This window comes from Halalkalibacter sp. APA_J-10(15), from assembly GCF_023017105.1.
Taxonomy (GTDB): domain Bacteria; phylum Bacillota; class Bacilli; order Bacillales; family Bacillaceae_D; genus Halalkalibacter.
This window is the reverse complement of sequence record NZ_JALKEV010000010.1, coordinates 119,884-140,540: the sequence shown is the minus strand read 5'-3', so window position 1 is coordinate 140,540 and position 20,657 is coordinate 119,884. Positions and strand designations below refer to the sequence as shown.

At 40.7% G+C, this 20,657-nt stretch carries 17 protein-coding genes; 15 read left to right on the top strand and 2 right to left on the bottom strand.

Going from position 1 to position 20,657, the window contains the following annotated elements; translation table 11 throughout:
• Window positions 1–172: 172 nt before the first annotated feature.
• From MW695_RS13260 to MW695_RS13205, 12 genes are all read left to right on the top strand, one after another.
• Window positions 173–1,300, top strand: a complete 1,128-nt coding sequence (locus tag MW695_RS13260) for a BMP family lipoprotein (protein WP_247105832.1) — start codon at window positions 173–175, stop codon at window positions 1,298–1,300.
• A gap of 116 nt (window positions 1,301–1,416) precedes the next feature.
• Window positions 1,417–2,931, top strand: a complete 1,515-nt coding sequence (locus MW695_RS13255; RefSeq protein ID WP_247105866.1) for an ABC transporter ATP-binding protein — start codon at window positions 1,417–1,419, stop codon at window positions 2,929–2,931.
• Window positions 2,928–3,986, top strand: a complete 1,059-nt coding sequence (locus tag MW695_RS13250) for an ABC transporter permease (protein WP_247105831.1) — start codon at window positions 2,928–2,930, stop codon at window positions 3,984–3,986. The genes MW695_RS13255 and MW695_RS13250 overlap by 4 nt, the downstream gene beginning before the upstream one ends.
• Window positions 3,987–3,996: 10 nt before the next feature.
• The gene (locus MW695_RS13245) at window positions 3,997–4,950 is read left to right on the top strand and encodes an ABC transporter permease (RefSeq protein WP_252120759.1); all 954 of its coding nucleotides are present in this window, start codon (window positions 3,997–3,999) and stop codon (window positions 4,948–4,950) included.
• Window positions 4,951–5,443: 493 nt separating this feature from the next.
• A complete protein-coding gene (locus MW695_RS13240; RefSeq protein ID WP_247105829.1) occupies window positions 5,444–5,785 on the top strand; it encodes a hypothetical protein in 342 nt (113 codons plus the stop codon).
• A 31-nt stretch (window positions 5,786–5,816) separates the two neighbouring features.
• Complete coding sequence (locus MW695_RS13235) at window positions 5,817–6,119, top strand: hypothetical protein (RefSeq protein ID WP_247105828.1); 303 nt, start codon at window positions 5,817–5,819, stop codon at window positions 6,117–6,119.
• Window positions 6,119–6,823 carry a DUF5081 family protein gene (locus MW695_RS13230; RefSeq protein ID WP_247105827.1) on the top strand — a complete coding sequence of 235 codons (705 nt, stop codon included), beginning with the start codon at window positions 6,119–6,121 and terminating at the stop codon, window positions 6,821–6,823. Before MW695_RS13235 ends, MW695_RS13230 begins: the two co-directional genes overlap by 1 nt.
• Complete coding sequence (locus tag MW695_RS13225) at window positions 6,824–7,150, top strand: YwqI/YxiC family protein (RefSeq protein WP_247105826.1); 327 nt, start codon at window positions 6,824–6,826, stop codon at window positions 7,148–7,150.
• A 2-nt stretch (window positions 7,151–7,152) separates the two neighbouring features.
• Window positions 7,153–9,075, top strand: coding sequence for a hypothetical protein (locus MW695_RS13220; protein WP_247105825.1), 1,923 nt, complete (start codon window positions 7,153–7,155; stop codon window positions 9,073–9,075).
• A 16-nt stretch (window positions 9,076–9,091) separates the two neighbouring features.
• Window positions 9,092–9,499 (top strand): hypothetical protein, encoded by a 408-nt coding sequence (locus MW695_RS13215; protein ID WP_247105824.1) that lies wholly within the window; start codon window positions 9,092–9,094, stop codon window positions 9,497–9,499.
• A gap of 201 nt (window positions 9,500–9,700) precedes the next feature.
• Window positions 9,701–9,871: a hypothetical protein gene (locus tag MW695_RS13210; RefSeq protein ID WP_247105823.1), complete on the top strand. Its 171-nt coding sequence runs from the start codon at window positions 9,701–9,703 to the stop codon at window positions 9,869–9,871.
• A 14-nt stretch (window positions 9,872–9,885) separates the two neighbouring features.
• Window positions 9,886–10,263 (top strand): DUF4234 domain-containing protein, encoded by a 378-nt coding sequence (locus MW695_RS13205; protein ID WP_247105822.1) that lies wholly within the window; start codon window positions 9,886–9,888, stop codon window positions 10,261–10,263.
• Window positions 10,264–10,638: 375 nt separating this feature from the next.
• Here the strand turns inward: MW695_RS13205 and bla are convergent, their stop codons facing one another.
• Entirely contained in the window at window positions 10,639–11,583 is a 945-nt protein-coding gene (bla, locus tag MW695_RS13200) for a class A beta-lactamase (RefSeq protein ID WP_247105821.1), read from the bottom strand.
• Between the two features lie 228 nt (window positions 11,584–11,811).
• Here bla and MW695_RS13195 point away from each other — a divergent pair, with 228 nt between their 5' ends.
• The 3 genes from MW695_RS13195 to MW695_RS13185 all read left to right on the top strand — a co-directional run bounded on the left by MW695_RS13195 (window position 11,812) and on the right by MW695_RS13185 (window position 15,460).
• A complete protein-coding gene (locus tag MW695_RS13195) occupies window positions 11,812–13,584 on the top strand; it encodes a BlaR1 family beta-lactam sensor/signal transducer (protein WP_247105865.1) in 1,773 nt (590 codons plus the stop codon).
• Window positions 13,585–13,601: 17 nt separating this feature from the next.
• On the top strand, window positions 13,602–13,979 hold the full coding sequence (gene blaI / locus MW695_RS13190; RefSeq protein WP_247105820.1) for a penicillinase repressor BlaI: 378 nt from the start codon (window positions 13,602–13,604) through the stop codon (window positions 13,977–13,979).
• Between the two features lie 257 nt (window positions 13,980–14,236).
• On the top strand, window positions 14,237–15,460 hold the full coding sequence (locus MW695_RS13185) for a glycoside hydrolase domain-containing protein (RefSeq protein WP_247105819.1): 1,224 nt from the start codon (window positions 14,237–14,239) through the stop codon (window positions 15,458–15,460).
• A gap of 75 nt (window positions 15,461–15,535) precedes the next feature.
• Here MW695_RS13185 and MW695_RS13180 read toward each other — a convergent pair whose 3' ends face one another.
• A complete protein-coding gene (locus MW695_RS13180; RefSeq protein WP_247105818.1) occupies window positions 15,536–20,341 on the bottom strand; it encodes a bacterial Ig-like domain-containing protein in 4,806 nt (1,601 codons plus the stop codon).
• Between the last annotated feature and the right edge of the window lie 316 nt (window positions 20,342–20,657).

Below are 20,657 nucleotides of genomic sequence, written 5' to 3'. Positions count from 1 at the left end.
GAAGGGTTCGCATTCGCGGGTGGCACACAATTTCATGAAAGAACCCCACTTTCATAAAAACTTAAAAACGTTGTAAGAAAGACGCTATTGCGCTTTTCTGAATGTATAATCCCCCCCAATTTGCGACATTCTAACAAAGAGAATGGTTAAAGAACTATAGGGGGTTAATGAAATGAAGAGAGGGTTAGATATTGTTGGCGTTCTAGCTGTATGCTTGATGATCGTAACAGGATGTGGTACGGGAGGGGATGAACAGCCGATTGAAGATACACCTGGAGATGAGCCAGTTGATGAACAACAAGGTGATGCGGAAGACACAGACTTCACTGTTGGAATGGTTACAGATGTTGGTGGTATTGACGATAAGTCGTTTAATCAGTCCGCTTGGGAAGGGTTAACGGAATTCGGTGAAGAGTTTGGCTTGGAACAAGGGACAGGATACCGTTATGTACAGTCTAGTGATATTGCTGATTTTGAGCCGAATATACGTAATTTAGTAAGAGAAAATGTTGATTTAGCATGGGGGGTTGGTTTCCTCATGAATGATGCGATTAAAGCCGTAGCTGAACAAAATGAAGATGCTCAATTAGCGATCGTCGATTCGGTTGTAACAGATGATAATGATGATCCTATTGATAATGTTGCAAATGTGATGTTCAAAGAGCATGAAGGCTCCTTTCTAGTTGGGGTAGCCGCCGGATTGCAAACGGAAACAGACCGTGTTGGATTTGTTGGTGGTGTTGAAAGCGGGTTAATTAAAAAGTTTGAAAACGGATTCAAAGCAGGAGTGAAAGCTGTTAATCCAGACGCAGAAATTACAGTTCAATATGCCGAAAGCTTTAATGATGATACGATTGGTGCCCAAATTGCCAATACGATGTATAGCCAAGGAGCTGACATTATTTATCATGCAGCTGGAGCGACGGGCTATGGAGTATTTAATGAAGCGATCAACCGTGTACGGAACGGTGAAGACGTGTGGGTCATTGGAGTCGATCGTGATCAACATGAGGAAGGTATTTATGAAGGTGATCAATCCGTTACGCTTACGTCAATGGTGAAGCGGGTGGACCGTGCCGTCTATCTTGTTTCTGAACAGACAATGAATGGAGAGTTTCCTGGCGGCGAAATTCTCGAATATGGGTTAGATGATGAGGCTGTTGGAATAGCGCCAACAACAGACAATATGTCTGGGGAAGCTTTAGACGAGATTGAAGATTATATTGAAGACATATTAGAAGGCGACATCGATGTACCTGAAACCGATGACGAATATGAGGAATATGTAGATTCACTTTAATTAAATGTTCATTGTTGGAGTCGTCCGTTCTGGAAATGTAGACGGACGGCTTTATTAGAGGAAAGTCGAGTTTCTTTCTTTAGGGGGGCTGCTATGTGGGTGAGTATGTAATTGAAATGAATGGGATTCGTAAGGAGTTTCCTGGGATTGTGGCAAACGATCATATTACGCTTCAAGTACAAAAAGGTGAGATTCATGCGTTGTTAGGAGAAAATGGAGCTGGTAAATCGACGTTAATGAACGTCTTATTTGGCTTGTATCAACCAGAAAAAGGCGAGATTCGAGTAAGAGGTGAACGTGTACATATTACAGATCCGAATGTGGCAGATCAATTAGGCATTGGGATGGTTCATCAACACTTTATGCTGATTGAGTCGTTTACGGTAACTGAGAACATCGTACTCGGTCATGAGCCGAAAAAAGCAGGCCGTATTCATTTAGAAAAAGCAGCGAAAGATGTTCAAGAGCTTTCCAATCGTTATGGCCTCCGTGTTGATCCATATGCCAAGGTTGAATCAATTTCAGTCGGCATGCAGCAACGTGTTGAGATATTGAAGACGTTATACCGCGGAACGAATATTTTAATTTTAGATGAACCGACTGCTGTGTTAACGCCACAAGAAATTCAGGAATTGATGTCGATTATGAAGGTGCTCGTTCAGGAAGGGAAGTCGATTATTCTCATTACGCATAAGCTCAAGGAGATTATGACCATCTGTGATCGATGTACAGTCATACGTAGAGGGAAAGGAATTGGCACGGTCGATGTGAAGGAAACAAACCCGGATCAGTTAGCGGCAATGATGGTCGGACGAGATGTGAACTTTTTTGTGGAAAAGACACGAGCTACACCGAAGGAGACGGTATTATCTCTTTCAAATGTAACTGTGAAGGATGCAAGAGCTTTAGAAATTGTAAGCAATCTTTCATTGGAGTTAAAAGCTGGTGAAATTATTGGACTTGCCGGAGTAGATGGAAACGGTCAAAGCGAGTTAATTGAAGCCATTACGGGATTACGAAAAGTTGAAGCAGGGCGTATTACTTTAAATGGGCACGATATTACGAATGTGCCGGTTCGAAAAGTAACGGAATCAGGAGTTGGACATATTCCGGAGGATCGACATAAGCACGGACTTGTCCTTGATTTTTCAATTGGAGAAAATATCGTTCTACAAACGTATTACCGAAAGCCGTACTCGAAGCAAGGCGTGTTAAACTATTCAGCCATTTACAAGAAGGCGAAGCTGCTAATAGAAGATTATGATGTTAGAACGCCAAGTGAATATACACAAGCTCGTGCTTTGTCTGGTGGGAATCAACAAAAGGCCATTATTGCCCGTGAAGTGGATCGTTCACCTGATTTACTCATCGCGGCACAGCCAACTCGCGGTTTAGATGTTGGGGCGATTGAAGCGATTCATCGCAGGTTAATTGTGGAGCGAGATAAAGGAAAAGCCGTTCTTCTCATGTCATTAGAGCTTGATGAAATATTACATGTTAGTGATCGAATTGCGGTTATATATGAAGGAAAGATTGTCGATATAGTTGATGCTGAGATAACGAATGAGCAGGAGCTTGGTTTCTTAATGGCAGGAGGTCAAAAAAAAGAAAGAGGTGGAGCGAAGTCATGAATAAGTGGTTAACCTCTTCCCGTTTACTGTCGTTATCGGTGCCGGTTATTGCCGTTCTGTTAGGTATTGTTATCGGAGCCATTGTGATGGTTATTAGTGGCTATAATCCACTTGTCGGCTATCAAGCATTATTGCGGGGGATCTTTAGTGATGCCTATTATATCGGTGAGACGATTCGTTCGATGACACCACTTATATTAGCTGGATTATCGGTCGCTTTCGCCTTTCGAACAGGTTTATTTAATATTGGAGTGGAGGGCCAGCTCATCGTTGGTTGGCTTGCATCCGTATATGTCGGGCTAGTGTTTGATTTACCAGCGGTTGTCCATTTGCCAATAGCGATAGTGGCAGGAGCTTTGGCGGGTGCAGCATGGGGGTTTATACCTGGATTTTTAAAGGCACGCTATCACGTTCATGAAGTGATTGTGACGATCATGATGAATTATATTGCTCTCTATACTGCCAATTACTTAATCCGCGCTTATTTAATTGTCCCTGGAGAGAGAACGGATACGATTGCCTCTAGTGCATCTTTAGCTTCGATCTTTTTAAAAGAGCTAACGGACTATTCTCGCTTGCATTATGGCATTATTGTTGCTGTCTTAACATGTGTGCTTATGTGGTTTATTTTATGGAGAACGACAAAAGGCTTTGAGCTTAGAGCGGTGGGTTTCAATCAGCATGCATCACGTTACGCTGGTATGAATGTTCAACGGAATATCACGCTTTCGATGGTGATTGCTGGTAGCTTTGCAGGCGTGGCTGGGTCAATGGAAGGACTAGGGACATATGGCTATATGAATATTATGTCTGGCTTTACAGGTGTGGGCTTTGATGGAATTGCGGTCGCCTTATTAGGGGCAAATACCGCTATTGGTGTATTTTTATCAGCCTTTTTGTTTGGAGGCTTGCAAATCGGGGCACTCACGATGCAGTCACAAGCAGGTATCCCTGCAGAGCTGATAGATATTATTATTGCGCTCATCATTTTCTTTGTCGCTTCAAGCTATCTCATTCATTGGATCATTAACCGTGTGAAAAAGGAGGAGATTTAAAGTGGATGTTATGCAAATATTAGCATTAATCATTCCGGCGGCAATTTATGCGGCAGCTCCGTTGATGCTAACAGCACTTGGCGGGCTTTTTAGTGAACGTTCAGGTGTTGTAAATATTGGACTTGAAGGGTTAATGGTCATGGGAGCCTTCACGGCAATTGTTATGACATTAACGTTAGAGCGAATAGGGATCGGCGCACTTTCAACGTGGCTAGCCTTACTCGTTGCTGTTTTATTTGGTGCCATATTCTCCTTATTTCATGCGGTGGCCTCGATTCAATTTCGGGCTGACCAAGTTGTGAGTGGTGTCGCGTTGAATTTCTTAGCGATTGGCTTAAGCGTCTTTCTCGTTCGTCTCTTCTATCAAAAGGGGCAAACTGATTTTATACAAAATCGCTTATACCGTTTCGATATTCCATGGTTAAGCGATATTCCGGTCATTGGTCCATTATTCTTTTCGAGAGCGTATATGACATCGATTATTGCCATTGCACTCGTATTTGTCGTCCTCTATGTCGTTTATCATACCCCTTTTGGCTTACGACTCCGATCTGTAGGTGAACACCCGATGGCAGCGGATACGATGGGGATTCAAGTTAATCGCATGCGTTATATTGGAGTGATGTTAAGCGGGGCATTAGGTGGATTAGGCGGAGGTGTGTATGCTGTGACGATATCAGGGAATTTCTCAGCAAATACGATTGTCGGACAAGGGTTTATGTCATTAGCCGTTTTGATATTCGGGAAGTGGCATCCACTTGGCGTGCTAGGGGCGGCTCTGTTCTTCGGGCTTGCACAAGCACTGAGCATTACTGGGCAGCAAATCCCCTTGTTTGCCAACGTTCCAACCGTGTTTCTTCATATTGCTCCTTATGTCCTAACGATTTTTGCATTAGCAGGCTTTGTTGGTCGCGCTGATGCACCGAAGGCAATCGGGAAGCCTTATATTAAGGGATCGAGGTAAGGTAGTCAATTCTTTTGGCAACTTTTATACACAATTTACTAGTACCCTAAATACCGAAATAACCCACTCACTTGTTTCTAAAAACAGGGGTGGGTTTTGTTGTGTATGATTTGATAAAAATTAAAAATGAAAACTAGCATGATGAATGGACTGATACTTCGAAGAAAATAATACGTTAATACCTATTGTTAAAGTTTATGTGAAAGTATCAAAAAAATAGTTAAATTGTCCTTCTAAGTATTTATAGAGTAGGTATATAGAGAAAAATAGGAAGAATCGGATAATGAGACATGAGACTATAGGTTTATTTTTCTTACTAGAAGGATGAATGCAGTGCCAAAAGTTCTGTTTCAGTTATAAACACTTGCATAAATCTGTTCATATGCTATTTGTTAAAAAAAGGTCTATAAGGTAATCTATTCTTGTGGAAAACTGTCTATTTATTGGGACAAAAATGAAATGGTAAGAGGTGTATTAAAAGGGGTGATGGAGATTGTTTAATTGGTTTAGATCAGATACGGAGAAAAAAAGAGATGACTATTGGAAGCTTTATGAACGATTACAGGATGCGAAGGATGACCATGACCGCTTAGTGAGAGATGCAGATTCTGCCTATTCAAGCTATCGTAACGCTGTTCCTTTTTTATCTGAAAATGTGATTCCATCAAATGATTTCACTCCTGCTCGCCGTCGTTTAAATGATGAGTTTAATCAGTATTTAAATGAAGAAAAAGAGAAACGAACAGAGCTTGTGCGCGCGATTAATCAAGCATATGAGCAGTATTTATACTATCGAAACCAAGCCATTCGCGAGGAACAAGAAGCGAATAAATAACCTTAATCATGGCCAATAGGAGGGAGAACCGATGTCAAAGGATACAATCATTCATGATCGCCGATTACAAACAGCACAAGCAGAGGCGAGAAAGCTAGAACGATCGATTGATCGAGCTTATTCGAAATGCGAAACGCTCCATTCCTTTGTTCAATCTGCGAATTGGAGAGGGAGTGCACGTGATAGCTTTCTGAGCTATTTAGACATTATTAAACAATACCATGCGGAATTAAAAGAAGCGGCTCCGTTACAAACACGTGCGTTGGAAAATATTGATCGCTATAAAAGTGATTTCCGTCATCATGCTTCTGTTAGGAAAGTGAAGCGGTTATGATGAGTACCGAAACAGATACGGATACATTTCGTGTTCCTGAGCTCTATTTATTAGCGTCAGCCTTTGGCGGTCATGCCCTTTTTGGCTTACCAGATAAGAAGATGTATCAATTAAAAGGAGAGGGTCCTTTTAAAGAAGCATATGCCGCTTTAAAGGAAAAAGGCATTCTATCAGAGGAAGGAAAGTTAACGAAAAACGGAGCTGTCATCATTCGAACTCTACAAACCTATTACAATAGTAAAAAGTTTGTCCGCGTTCATAATGCGATGTTTGCGTTTCAAGGAGAGCAAAAGGATGATATGATCCTACTCCTTGAGGTAGAAGAGCAAAAGGCTTATAAACTAATGGTCATGGCCAAACCATTTGTATTAAAAATGCTAGCTGAGAAGCTTCCGGTTATTTCAAGAGTCCCTGATGAGAAGGAGCGAACATTTCTTAAAGAAAAAGTACCAGAAAAAGAACGGATCGAGCTTGAACAATATGAACCTAACGAAGAAATGATGAACTTAGAAGTCTTCCATCTGAATGAAGTGCCACGTGTGATCACGAATCTAGCTTATTATCAGCAATGGCTTATTTTTACGAAACAAGATCAGTTAGTCATGGTCGATACGGTGACCAAAACGTATTATTATGCAAGTCAATATTATTTGATGAAGGTGTTATTCGATGAGCTCGAATTCCCATACAAGGAGGGTCAATAGATGGCGCATTTACCTGCTCGTGGAGCATCAGTTGGTATTACGGTTGATCCGGATGTCATCACGTCTGTGTACAGTCAGCTAGATGATATTATTATCGAGCTTGAAAGTGAAGCTTTACCTGCGATTAAGGAGCTTGGTCGCCTTCGCTTCTATGAAGCGGGCGAAGCGATCGAGGCGATGGATGTCTATCCAGAGGCGAATGAGAAGTTTCAGGATCTTCTCGATAACTACATGCGGGCGTCGACTCTCGTTGTCGACATACTCGTGACCATGATCGAAACCGACGAAGCGATTGCAGAACAAATCTTTGCAGCGCTGGAGGTTTGACGATGGATGTAAAATATAAGCAAGCAGACTGGGAACAAATGAATAGTGGATTGCGAGACTTGATCGGCTTAGGTAAATGGGGAAAAGGAGCGATTGATGACTTGAAGGATTTATCCAAGCTAATGGATAAAGTAGAGTCTGATTTATCAAAGTTCGATAGCGATGGTGTGATCTCGTTGTCTCATCGTAACCAAGACAGCAAATACCAAGAGCTATTTGAGGATTTCAAAGTGATTACGGAATTCTCGAATGACGTTGGCAAATTGGTGAATGAGACGATTGATGAACCCTTTCATAAGGATATCGATTCATTCGTTGAAAAAATGCGAAATACATCGATCTCTCATTTTACGACCGACAATCGAATTGGCGCGACGGACACAATCACCTCGCACTATGCCGGTTATCGGCAAGAGCATGTTATTGAAAAAAAGGAAATCGGATTAGAGGACCTCTTTAACGGTGACAATTTCTATGCCGAACAAATGAAGCTTGAATATGAGCTCTGGCAAGGACAAGTGTCAGACGAAGAGATCACCTATGAAGACTATCAGCTTGCGGCTGTGAATATGAACGCCTTTCAATACACGTCAATAAAAGACTCGCAAATGACGAAGGAGTTTTGGGTGAGCATCGCTGCAACGGTCGTCATTATCGGAGCAACGATCATTTGTCCGCCAGCAGGATTGGCATTAGGCGTCGCTTATGGTACGTTAGAGTTAAGCAGTGCCGTGTCTGGAACCGATTGGATATCTGGCAGAGAGATAGATACAGGAGAGCGTCTCCTACGTGGCGGTCTGGCGCCACTTGATATCATTCCAGGCGTCAGTGCGGTGAAACGATTTGGTACGGCTGCTCGTACCGTCAGCATGGGAACAGACCTTGCCCAAGCAGGATCACGTACAGCTCTGACAAATCGCCTGACATCATCAGCGCAACAACAAATGCGTACCGTCCAGGACGTCGTCGTCACCGCAGGCAAACAGGCCGATGCGCGCTTACGAAGCGCAGGCCAATTCATGAAGGACCAAGGCGCGAATGCCGTCGTGAAAGTAGCCGATGATCTAACGGAAATAGCGAGGTTAGGAGATAAAGGCATCACAGCGATGAAGAACGCCATCCCGCAAAACGGATTCGCCTTGGATGGCATGGGGACCACGGCAAGAATCCCAGCCGAAAACGCCCACACGCTTGAACATGCGACGAGTGGATTGGCGAATTGGATGAAGAGTAGTGTGGGGAAGGTTGATGGTGCGGGAAGTAGCGTAGGTTCTAGTGGTAGTGGGGTTAGAGTGGCATCCCAAAATAGTGCAAAGAACCAAATAGGGGAAGTTCTAAGAAAGCACAATTTAACGTTGGGTGACTTCCAAGAATTGAAACTAAAAAGTGTATTGGAATTAACTAATAATGAAGTTCGTATCATTAAGGAAATAAGAGATTCGGTGCCTCTTATTACAAATGATACTCTATTACAGAAAACAATTTCACATAGTGATATAGACAAGTATATGTCAGGTCAGTATGCAGAAATTGGTGGATATATTGCTAAGTTTGATGACGTTGGTCATATTAAGGACTATGGTGATGTGGTAGAATCATTTCGGCTTGACTACACTTCATGGAATGGGAACAGGCCATTTCCGGAAGATGGGAATGTATATGGGAAAATTAAATTTACAACTAGCAATGTAGAAAATATTGAGATTCCTTATGGTGAACGTTTTGGAGGTAGGAATACAGATGGTCCACCATGTACCCAGAATGGCTTTACAGGATCAAGAAATGGTGAAATAGTCCCAGAATGGCAATTTGATAATAGATACCTTCCAAATGATGGTGCGGAATTATATAAAGTAGCGAACGGTAATGAAAAGCTAGTTGCTATATTTGATAGTGACCTAAAAATGTTTATACCTGTCAAATAATAAAGGAGGGGAAAGTATGGAAAAGGGGATTTTTGCAAAATATATGAACAAAATCTATAGAGTGAGTAATATTGATGGCGATACTATAAGGCTAGTTAGTGAAGATAGAGCGGATTTGAAAAATGAGTTTAAAGAAAAAATTTATCCTATCAACTATAAAGATAGGTCTAACTTACCTAGGCTTTATATCAAGGAAATAAAGAAAGCTAAAATTGATGAAATTTATGAAATTGATTATAAAGCAAAGTACAAAGGGAATATACTAAATTTAAGTATTAATAAAGTAGGTACAGAATTAAGGCTGGGGACTACTGATACAGAATTTGCAAAGAATAATGGATTTGAACGAACCGATAAATATTATTATGAGAAAACAGTAAACCAGGATGAGATTGAAATTATAAAAATTAAAAAAAATCTATAGTTTAGAGAATCAGTTATTTTCAAAGAAATGAAGTTTTATGGTTTTGGGTTATGAGCCCTGGATACTTATAATCATACTATGGAATTGATAAGAAGTTCGTAGCTACTGAAACTCTACTAAACCGTTTACTAATCTTTAAAACAGCATCGACTCGTAGCGGTCAATCTATTAATCACTTTTTAACAATAAAGGAGAACCAAAATGACAGTAGAAACAAAACAAGCGAAGTGCCCATACTGTGAAAGCAGCGATCTAACAAAAAAGAAAAGAGGCTGGACGATTACAACTGGGATATTTGGTATGAATCAAATGCAATATCAATGCCATGAGTGCGGTAAGAAATTCATGGAGAAAAAAGCGAATTTTGATTGATAGAAGGAGTAGACATGAAGATAATAGAGCGAAATTTATTAACGTTGTACCTATTATGTCTTTTCACCTTTAATATCTATTATTTCTATTGGGTATTTGAGACATCAAAACATATGGAAGAGGAAAAGCCTTCTCCTGGAATGGTTGTGTTTCTAGGTATCATCACAATCGGTATTTATTTAGTGTATTGGAACTTTAAAACAGCTAAAGAAATCTATACATATGCTCAACGTAAAGGATACAAAGGAATTAGCGATCAATCGGTTCTTTGTCTCATTTGTAGCTTGATCCCTTTCGGTGGTTGGTTAATCTCGATGGGACTCATACAGACAAGCATGAATACGCTCCATTTTTTAGAGAATCGAAAGACATTACGTGCATCAGGCGAATAGACAACTTAAATAAGGTAATCGTCAATAATCCCCACCTTAGTCTTAAGTGGGGATTATTTGGCGATGACAATTTCTATGCCGAACAAATGAAGCTTGAATATGATCTCTGGCAAGGACAAGTGTCAGATGAAGAGATCACCTATGAAGACTATCAGCTTACGGCTGTGAAAAATATAAAAAGCCTAATTTCTCGGTGCTACAAGCGAGAAATTAGGCTTTAGCTACTTCATTAAAGCGCGCTCGATTGTTGAAGATTATTGCTTAACACTTATTCAAGATAAGCACTTTTATTGTAAGTATAGTATTTCGCAAGCTTTCTTGTAGGAAAAAACGACCTTCACCCGAAGAGACGTACTCTCTCTAATAAATGTTAATCTATTTGCTGTTAGAAAACGCCTGAGCAATCACTTTTGTAGCCTTTGCAATGAGTTCATCATTAAAGCTTGCATTCTCTTCAGTGCGACTTGACATGATCGCAATAATAATCGGTTCTCGATTTGGTGGCCACACAATCGCTATATCATTTCGAGTTCCATAGCCACCAGCCCCGGTCTTATCTCCAACCTCCCAACCTTCTGGTACACCAGCTCGAATGAGGGAATCACCTGTCGTATTCCCTTTTAGCCAATTCGTAAAAATTTCTTGCTTATCGGCAGGAAGGTACTCACTGATTCCAAACACCTCAAGGGTAGTTGCAAGTGCTTTGGGGGTACTTGTATCCCGTGAATCACCAGGAATAGCTTCGTTCAAATCTGGTTCAATACGGTCAGCCTTTGTGATCGTATCGCCACTTTCTCGTAACGCCTTTTCAAATCCATCCGGTCCGCCTAATTCTTCGAACAGAAGATTTCCTGCTGTATTATCACTATACTGTATCGCTGCTTCAGCTATCTCTCCTAGACTCATCCCTTTGTTCACAAAGTCTTCTGTAATCGGAGAATAGGTAACAATATCTTCATTGGTGAATGTCCTTACTTCCTCAAGCACAGATATCGGATTTTGCTTTAATAACACAGCTGCGGCTAGGGCTTTGGATGTAGATGTGTACGCAAATCGTTCGTCCTCACGAAATTCCACGGTTTCTTTTGTTCCTGTGTCAATGGCATAGACCCCAAGCCTCGCGTCATATTCCTTCTCAAGTTGTTCAAATTTTTCCATTGTGGTTTCTTTTTCCGTTATCGTTTCTGATGTTTGGTTCGTTGTCCCCGTATTTTCTGTTTCTGATTGTATTACAACCTGTTCTTTCTCATCTGAGCAGCCTACAACCATAAGCACCAAGCCTATCAGTGCTAGTATTTGATAAAACCATCTTTTGTTCATGATGTAAATCCTCCTAATTATTTGATTAGACACTTATGTACGAATTAAAAACAACCTTATTCAAGGAGTTTTAACAGATTACATTTGTAGTCTTATTACATCTGTAGTATAGTATTACATGTGTAATCAAATAAAGTCAATTCTTTTTTCTGACAATCAAGCTACTATAAATATGCTATATACTTGTTTTTTGAAATTTAAATGTCAAGGGAGTGGGTGTTGAAGGACATGTTTTTAACTCATTTTATAATAGGTCTATTGGTGTCTTCATTTTCCGTTACCGTTATTCTACTTATACGAAAATGGTTCGGAAGACAACTAACAGCAAAATGGCACTATCATTTGTGGATGTTTCTTTTTATGGCTTTAACACTTCCATTCATACCAACTGATCTATATAATTTTAGTTCTCTCTTTAGCGGTGGGGATACATATCAGACTCATGCACCTAGCTCTAATGTGGACATAACTGGAACTGATATGATGCAGGGATTACACCTGATACAAGACTTTTCTGTGTCGGTCAATCGGCCGGATCTGTCCTTATTTAATATGGGAGTGATGAGTTTATGGATGTTAGGGGTGCTTTTATTTACCTTTATTATGATTCGTGGATGGCTCACACTTAGAAGGATAAGGAATGATTCTTCTGCGTTTTCCAATCAAGAAGTTCTCGTGCTTTTCGAAGAATGCAAGAAAAGACTACAAATTAATAAATCAATAAAGATTGTTATTTCGAAAAGAGTTCAATCTCCAATGATATTCGGACTTTTTCAAACATATATCGTCTTACCTTCTCAGCATGAAAACTGGCTTAGTTTGAAAGATTACGAATATATCTTTCTTCATGAACTGAATCACTATAAAAACAAGGATTTGCTGACAAATTACGTGATATTGTTCTATCAAACCATTTATTGGTTTAATCCACTTGTCTGGGTTGCTTTTAGAGAAATGAGATTGGATCGGGAAATTGCATGTGATACATCAGTTTTACAGTTACTAGATGATCATTCATTTAGTGAATATGGACATACAATCATTAATTTTTTGGATCTTTCAAAACGGTCAAGTAAGCTACAGTTAGTAACACAATTAAACGGTTCGAAGCTTCAAATCAAAAAACGAATTGAACAAATTTCTGCCTATAATCATTCCGAAAAAAAATCAATAAAAAAAAGTGTCTTTATTTATGTGTTGGCCAGTATCATTTTGACAATTCAGCTACCTTTCATTTCCGTATTTGCGACGGAAAACGACCGATACTATTTTAATAATGACGGAGCCGTTTATGAAGATTTACATCAATTCTTTAAAGGGTATGAAGGAAGCTTTGTTTTATATGATCATAACGCAGAGCAATATCGCATTTATAATGAAGAGAAAAGTACGTTGCGGGTATCACCTGATTCCACATACAAAATCTATAGTGCTTTATTTGCACTAGAATCAAATGTGATATCACCCGAAGAATCCACCCTTTTATGGGATGGGATGGAGCAACCTTATGAAGCTTGGAATATGGATCAGGATGTCTCATCTGCATTACAAAAGTCTGTAAATTGGTATTTCCAAGAATTAGATCGCAGAACAGGATTTGAAACAATCCAATCCAATCTAGAAGAGATAAACTATGGAAATTCCGATGTATCTGGGGGAATGGGTGAATTCTGGCACGGATCTTCATTAAAAATTTCTCCAGTCGAGCAAGTCGAACTACTACAAGCCTTTTATAATAATCAATTGGGATATAAGGAAATGCATATCAAAGCTGTGAAGGAAGCACTATTCCTAGAAAAGAATGAAGAAGCTCGCCTATCAGGAAAAACAGGTACAGGAGCAGTGAATGGGAAAAACATCAATGGTTGGTTTATCGGGTATGTAGAGACGAAGAACAATACTTATTTCTTTGCTACCAATATACAAGATGAAGATGATACATCTGGAAGCAAGGCGTTAGAAATTACTTTATCAATTTTAAAAAATTTAGGAATTTATTAAAAATGGAGGGGAGAAATATGGAGAAAAACATTCCCAGTATATCAGAATCAGAATGGGAAATCATGAACGTGCTTTGGGATAAAGCCCCTCAGACAGCGAATGACATCATAAATTCCCTACGGGGGAGTGTCGATTGGAAGCCGAAAACCATACGCACTCTACTCGATCGATTGGTTCAAAAAGATGTAGTAGGTGTTAATAAAAATCAAAGAGTTTACACCTTTTATCCGCTCTATACACAGGAAGAGTGCCAACGTGCGGAGGCAGAATCATTTATCAAGCGAATCTATGGAGGTACCCTTAAATCCATGCTTGTCCAATTCATTCAGGAAGATACCCTATCTGATGAGGATATCAATGAACTACGCCATATTTTAAATAAGAAACCTAAATAACAATAATATTTTAAAAAGCGATTTGGTATTTTTCCAAATCGCTTTCTTCTCTGTAAATACTTTGTCCGTAAGTCATAATGAACGAAACGGCACCGGTTTGCTAAATGTAGGTTGCACTTGGTCATAATGTTCGTGTCAAGCGTGACGTTTGATATTTCCAATAATCACGACTAAACAAATGCCCAAAAATATGTATGTCATTCACTTCGTTTTCTTGCTTTACGTACGATGATAACGAACGTAAAGGAGGGGAGAAAGTGAGATGTACGTATAGATTTTTGCCATATGTATTGTCCTTGGTATTAATTTTCATCACTGCGTTCACCTTCTATATGTATGGGAGTGCTGATACAAATCCAGTCACTGCTTCAGATGACACCCAAGAATCCAACGGTGAAGAGAGTGATCTAAGAAATACGATAACAAATGAGATAAATACCGAGGCAGGAAATGTTGACAATTCCATCATTAATGAAGTGAATGTAAGTAATGGTGAAATCAATAATAGCGTTGAAAATACCATTAACAGCAAAAATGGCGATATAGGTAATCATATTGAGAATCACATGAGCGGAGACGATGCGACCGTTGATAATCAAGTGGAAAATAATATCACGAATGGTTCAAACAACACAATTACTAATCATATTACGAACAACGTCGAAGTGAATGTTGATGTCCATGTAAAGAATAACTTGGTCAATAACGTAGAAGGAAAAGGTGACGATGGAGAAAGCGGTACGGATGAAAATGGTAACGGTGATGAAGCAGGCCGTGAGGAAGAGAATGGGGACGGTAATGGAAATGGAGAAGCCTCCAATGGTGAAACGCCTGATACTGTTTGGGGAGTTGATTCAGCAAGCTTGACAACAGAAGATATGCTTTCATGTGTTCGTGAGAATTTTGGGGACCCGAAAGTATGGGCTAGGTATTTAGGGGATAAAGACGGGGTTTCCTATGGATTGACTCACGAAGAAGTGGAATTTCTTCACGAAAATGATATTGATATTATGGTCATTTGGAACCATTTCACGGATGCGACTGGTTATGAAAAAGGACAAAGCGAAGCGACAGCGGCCATTGAAATGGCTAGGGAGTTTGATATTCCAGAAGGTGTGGCTATATTTGCTAATGTGGAACCAATCTATCCTATAGATGCTGATTTCCTATTAGGCTGGTACGATGTGATGGAAGAGTCCGAATATGAATCTGGTGTGTATGGGATTTTTCACCCGGATCGTGAACTGTACACGGCCTATGAAACGGCTGCCGAGGAGAATACTAGCTTACTAGAAAACAATTATGTGTGGACGTCTTCACCGAATATTGGCATTACAACAGAAGAAAATGCACCAGAGTATGATCCTGAAGCACCTGAAGGGTCGTTAATCGCTGGCTGGCAATATGGAATTGATGCACAAACATGTAACATTGATACAAACCACTTTGACAGCAATGTGTTTGACGCCCTGTGGGATTAGAGTGTTTTAGAATTGAATCGATCAAAAAGAAGGGGCTGCCATAGGAATGATTTCCTTCATGGCAGCCTACTATCATTAATATATTCTTATACGTCTCCTTAAAGCAAGAACGAGTAGACCAACAAACATCAGAATAATTCCGTAAAAAAGGACATTGTATAATGGGGTCGCTGTACTTGGCAGCTGCTCGTCTGTCGTTTCATCTCCGCGTCGTCCCGCATCAAGTTTGCCCTCATGTCCGTTAGGGTCAGTCTCCTCTATTGAAGGTGGGGTTAACCCACCGTTCTTTGGCGGCGACATAGTACCATTATCTTCATCAAGCTTTTGTCCATTAGGAGGTGTTGGTTCTGGCTCTTTCGGGTTCGGTGAAGGGGTCTCTCCCTCATCATCAGGTATTGGATCTTCTTCGTCAGGTTCTTTTGCTTCTAGTGAAGCCATAAATGCATAATAGGTATCCCAAATGTCCCCCCATTGGATTTCGCCGTTTCCATCTCGCTCAAAGGAAACAATGGTTTGCAAAATGCTCGTTAGCTCCTCTGGTAATTCATCTCCTTGTTCATTTTTCGATTGTTTGCCATCATACATAAAATTACGATGAGAGTTCGCAGATGAAGGATAACGGTCTGAAGATGAATGCTCTTCCGTATGGAAAGAAACGAACCCATCGATCGTAAAGTCTGATGTAATGTTTGAATATGTTGTAAAATCGCTATTTCTTTCTGCATTGTTAAAGGAAATATTGTCATAGGCGATGACACCTGGATTACTGTTACTTGTAAATCCAACCTTTCCATTTCCCCATGCGATGCTATTACGGATAATGTGCGGGACATGAATCCCTTCCCCACCTAGCTTGAAGCCGTTCTTATCGCCTCCTCCTTCTGTACCGTCTGTTAGGAAACCGTTGTTGAAGGCGAGGCTGTCTTCAATGACGACAGCGCCAATTGGTCCCGTACCAACTTTTGCATATAAATCAAAGCCATCATCGATGTTGTTATGAGCAATAACACCACGAAGAATGTTCCCTTCACCAGAAGTGAGTTTGACAGCGAATCCATCCGCATTGTTTTCGGCAGGGTCACGGTTATCGAAGGAGACACTATTCAATATAAGGTTATGAGATGGCCAATCAGTGATATCCGTTAAGGTTCCATCAAGGCGACTAATTTGTAGGCCTGAGTCGCCATTATCATAGAATCGAGCATTTTCAATGATATTATGGTGACCACCGATGTGATAGCCTTTCGTATTACCAGCTGAACGGGTGAAATCGAGACCTTCTACATGCCAGTAATCACCTTCGTGGAGCATCCCATGAGAACGTCGATCAAAATCAAAGATTGGTCGTGCGTCCGGTGCAGCAACAAGGTATTTCATGTTATCTTTCGTGCCATTATTGTACTTTCTAATGTGAAGGGGCTTGTCACGAACATAATGGCCATCTAAGACGATAATTTTTTGACCAGGACGAACATAATCAATCGCCGTATCAATATCTAATGGATTGTCAGCGAGTCCTGTATTCGTGGGAGCTCCATCAGGCGAAACGTAAATGTCTCCGTCTTCAACAAAGGAACGATGAGTGACCGAATAGTTCGTGACGATGCGATCATAAGATGTTAAATATTGTGTATCGTCAGGCAGGAATGAAATGCTAAAAGGTGTGTCGGCCTGCTCGGTTAATGTTGTAGGGATTGTGACAGTGTTGCCACCTTCTACGAATTGATTAACAGCAATATGGTTAGTGCCCTGGCGAATCGTGACGACACCCGCTACGTTTGCTCTAGTTTTTAATTCATAATGAATGTCTGATGTCCGATCAAGTGATAGTACATCGATTGTTGGTGTGATAGCTTGTGCAGGAGGCTCCACCTTAGGTGCATCCGTAGCAGCGGCCGTTACTTGTAAATCAATGTTATGAACTTCAATAGTGGCTTCTCGTGCCACATAGAAGCCGACGTACATGTTTGAACCTTGGACGTTCATGATCTCTGGTTCAAATAGTATCGTTTCCTCACCGTCATTGATTTGTCCGATGAAACCACTATTTGTCTTTGCTAATGTCAAACGATAAGGTTCATTCGGATAAGTGTTCTCACTTGAAGGTCTGCGTGGGTCGAGCATGATCTTTTCGATTCCTTTGCTTCCTTCTCCGTCAGGTGATAATACCCCTGTTCGGGCAAATAGCTGTGTACCATTATCGTCCCTTGTCCCTCCAGCGAACCCACCGATGGCCGCTATATTACTCGAAAACACACCTGAATCCCCATGTGTACCGATCGCATCACGAGCCATAATGCCAAATGACTCTTGTCCATCATGAGGGGTTTTCGCATAGTGATGAACTTGAATATCGGCTGATAAGACAAAGTTATCTTTATTGGCATCAAGCTCTGTGTAATAGTAGACAACTCCGTCATGGTCACCAGTAATTTTTCCTGCATTTGCATGTGCATGTGCTTCGAGAAGGACAGTTCCTTCTTCTGTTATTCGCCAGTCGTTTCGGCTTTCTGATACGGACTGCCCAAACATGATGAAGTCAAATTCATAGTCAGTCGGTTCGCGGACGGTAACAGGAAATGAAATGGACTCGATATCCGCTTCAGTTGGTTGAATAATGATGTCATAGACGCCTGCTGTAGAGCGATTAAAGTTCGTGTCTTCGATTGTGTAATGTTCATAAGGCTCACGGTCACCATTATCAAACATAAGCTCAACGTTTAGTCCTGTTGCGTCAAATTCTTCGTTCAAGGAGTAGGTTGTTTTCGGATAGTGTGCCACTTTTAAACCGATGGCTTCACGTTCTTTAACATGTAACATGAGCGCTATGTCGATTCCTTTATGGGAAAGTGTTATCTCTTTTTCGCCAGTAGATGCCGTATCCAACGATGTAGTAGTATACTCTGAACGTGTTAATCTAACGTCTGAGCCGTCATCGTAGACCGCATATAAAATAAGGCCAGACAAGTCTAGTGAATCACCGATAAAATATTGTTCTTTTTCAGGAGGCTGCCTTATTTCTAGATGGGAAATGGTTGTGTTTGCGACAGTGATCATGAACGTTGTTGTGACAGAAGGGCTTGTAGTTGAACGAATCACCACTTCTTTTGTACCAGAATGCTGAAAGGTGAAGTGCTCATCGACGATGGTTTCATCAATCATCACTTGATAGTCGTCTAATGATAATTCAGAATAGGAGAAGCCGTCATTAAATTCAGCGATGACGACAAGCCCATGTGGATCGAATGTATCACCAAGGAAATAGGTTAATGTAGCAGGTTCGTATTTGATATCTACATTTGTTACGGTGAGCTCACCAATGGTTAACTCGACATGTGCGGTAGCACCACCAAAATGAAGGCTGATTGTATTCGTTCCAACTGTACTACTATCAAAACCTGTCACGATGTAGTCAGCTTCTGTTAAAATCGCTGTTGAGCCGTCTGAATAGACAGCGGTTACGTTCAACCCTGATAGGTCTAATTCTTCGCCAACTAAGTATTCTGTTTTCATCGATTCCGAATCGATGAGAAGCTCACTAACGGTATTCGATTCTACCTCAATTGTAAAATCGCTAAATGTTACATAGGCGTCACGAGCAACATAAAAACCGGCAAATAATTCATTTGTAAATAAATCGTTTATTGAAAAGGTTTCTGTTTCATCATTGGATGTGAGCACGTACGTATCCCCTGATTTGCGAATAGAGAGATCGTACACTTCATCGGAAGTAGGGATCGCATTTGTTGCAAAGGTGTCCCCTTTAATCTGAGAGGCTCCTTCTTTATAAAATGGTTTCATCACTTGATCGACAGCACCGACGGCAACATAATTGGCAGTTTGTACGCTAGAATCACCGTGCTCTCCAATGTCATCACGCAGCATGAGACCAAAGGACTTTTGATTTGGCGTGCTAATGCCGCCGTTTGCATGAAAGCTCTGCACATAAGCACGTGCTCGAATGGTGAAGTTTGCTTCTGAAGGAAGTTGCTTCGTATAAAAGGAGATTCCTTCATCACCGCTCGCAATTTTTCCACCTAGTGCTTCTAAGGAGATGGAGCCGTCCTCATGATAAATGGGGTCAGGGTTGCGAATAGGATCACTGGTAATACTCGTATTACCGCCAAATGCTGTAAAGAACCAATCACTAACGTCAACGTGACCATCGATTGTAAGATTGATGTCACTATATGTGATCGTCGTGTTTCTTGCAGCAAATAAGCCGATATATGGTGTTTCCGCGTTGAAATCATCAATGACTTTCGTTTCATCTCCTATTGTCAGCTGATATACATGACCATCTTTGCGAAGGTGAAGGTCATATGGCTCATCTGGAGCTGGGGTGTTTGCTGTAAAGGTCAGTTCATCAGGCGTTTGTAAAGTGTCATTCTCATATTTGTAAAAGCTGCGCATTTCTTGACGAATCGCCCCTGTAGCTAAGTAATCACCGGTAAAATGATTGTCGCGTTCATTTTCTAATATGTTACTGCGAAGCATGATTCCAAAGGAAACTTGATTATTGGCATCCCAAGAATCGATATGAGCCTTTGCTGAAAATTCAAAATTAGCATTCGGGTCGATTTCTTGGAAATAATAGACGAGCCCCTCGGCACTGCTAGCGATTTTGCCACGGTTATTCGAGGCTCGTAATGTTACGCTGTTATCACTATTTTCTGTTATTTCAAAGTTGTCTATCGTGATGTCGTCTGTCCCAATATCTCCCATGACGCTGCCTGACCAATCACCTGAAACAGTCATTATGCTATCTTCATTCTGAAGTTCGTCACGTGTATCTTCTGCCATTGCTAAGGTGTGAAGGTTAGAAAATAAAAGCAAAACGATCATAAACATGGATAAGTAGCGCTTATTTTTCTTTTTCATCATGACCTCCTAATAATAAAATGGCACAGCAAGGCAACGTATGAGTTCATACTGTTGCAGCGAATGAAGCTACCTCCTTTCGTATGGTCATATTTATACTCTTCGGCTTAATGCCGAATGAATATCTAATGAGAAACAACGTTGTTATGGAAGGGTGAAACAACGTGACCTTCTAGGTGATGGAAGGATTATGAAGGGAATAGTGACGTTGATAAAAATGGTACAGTGTATTAACAACGTTGTTAATACACTGTAATTGTAATCGCTTACAAAAAGAAATGTCAATAACTTTGTTAGAAGATAGTAAGTTTGTCCC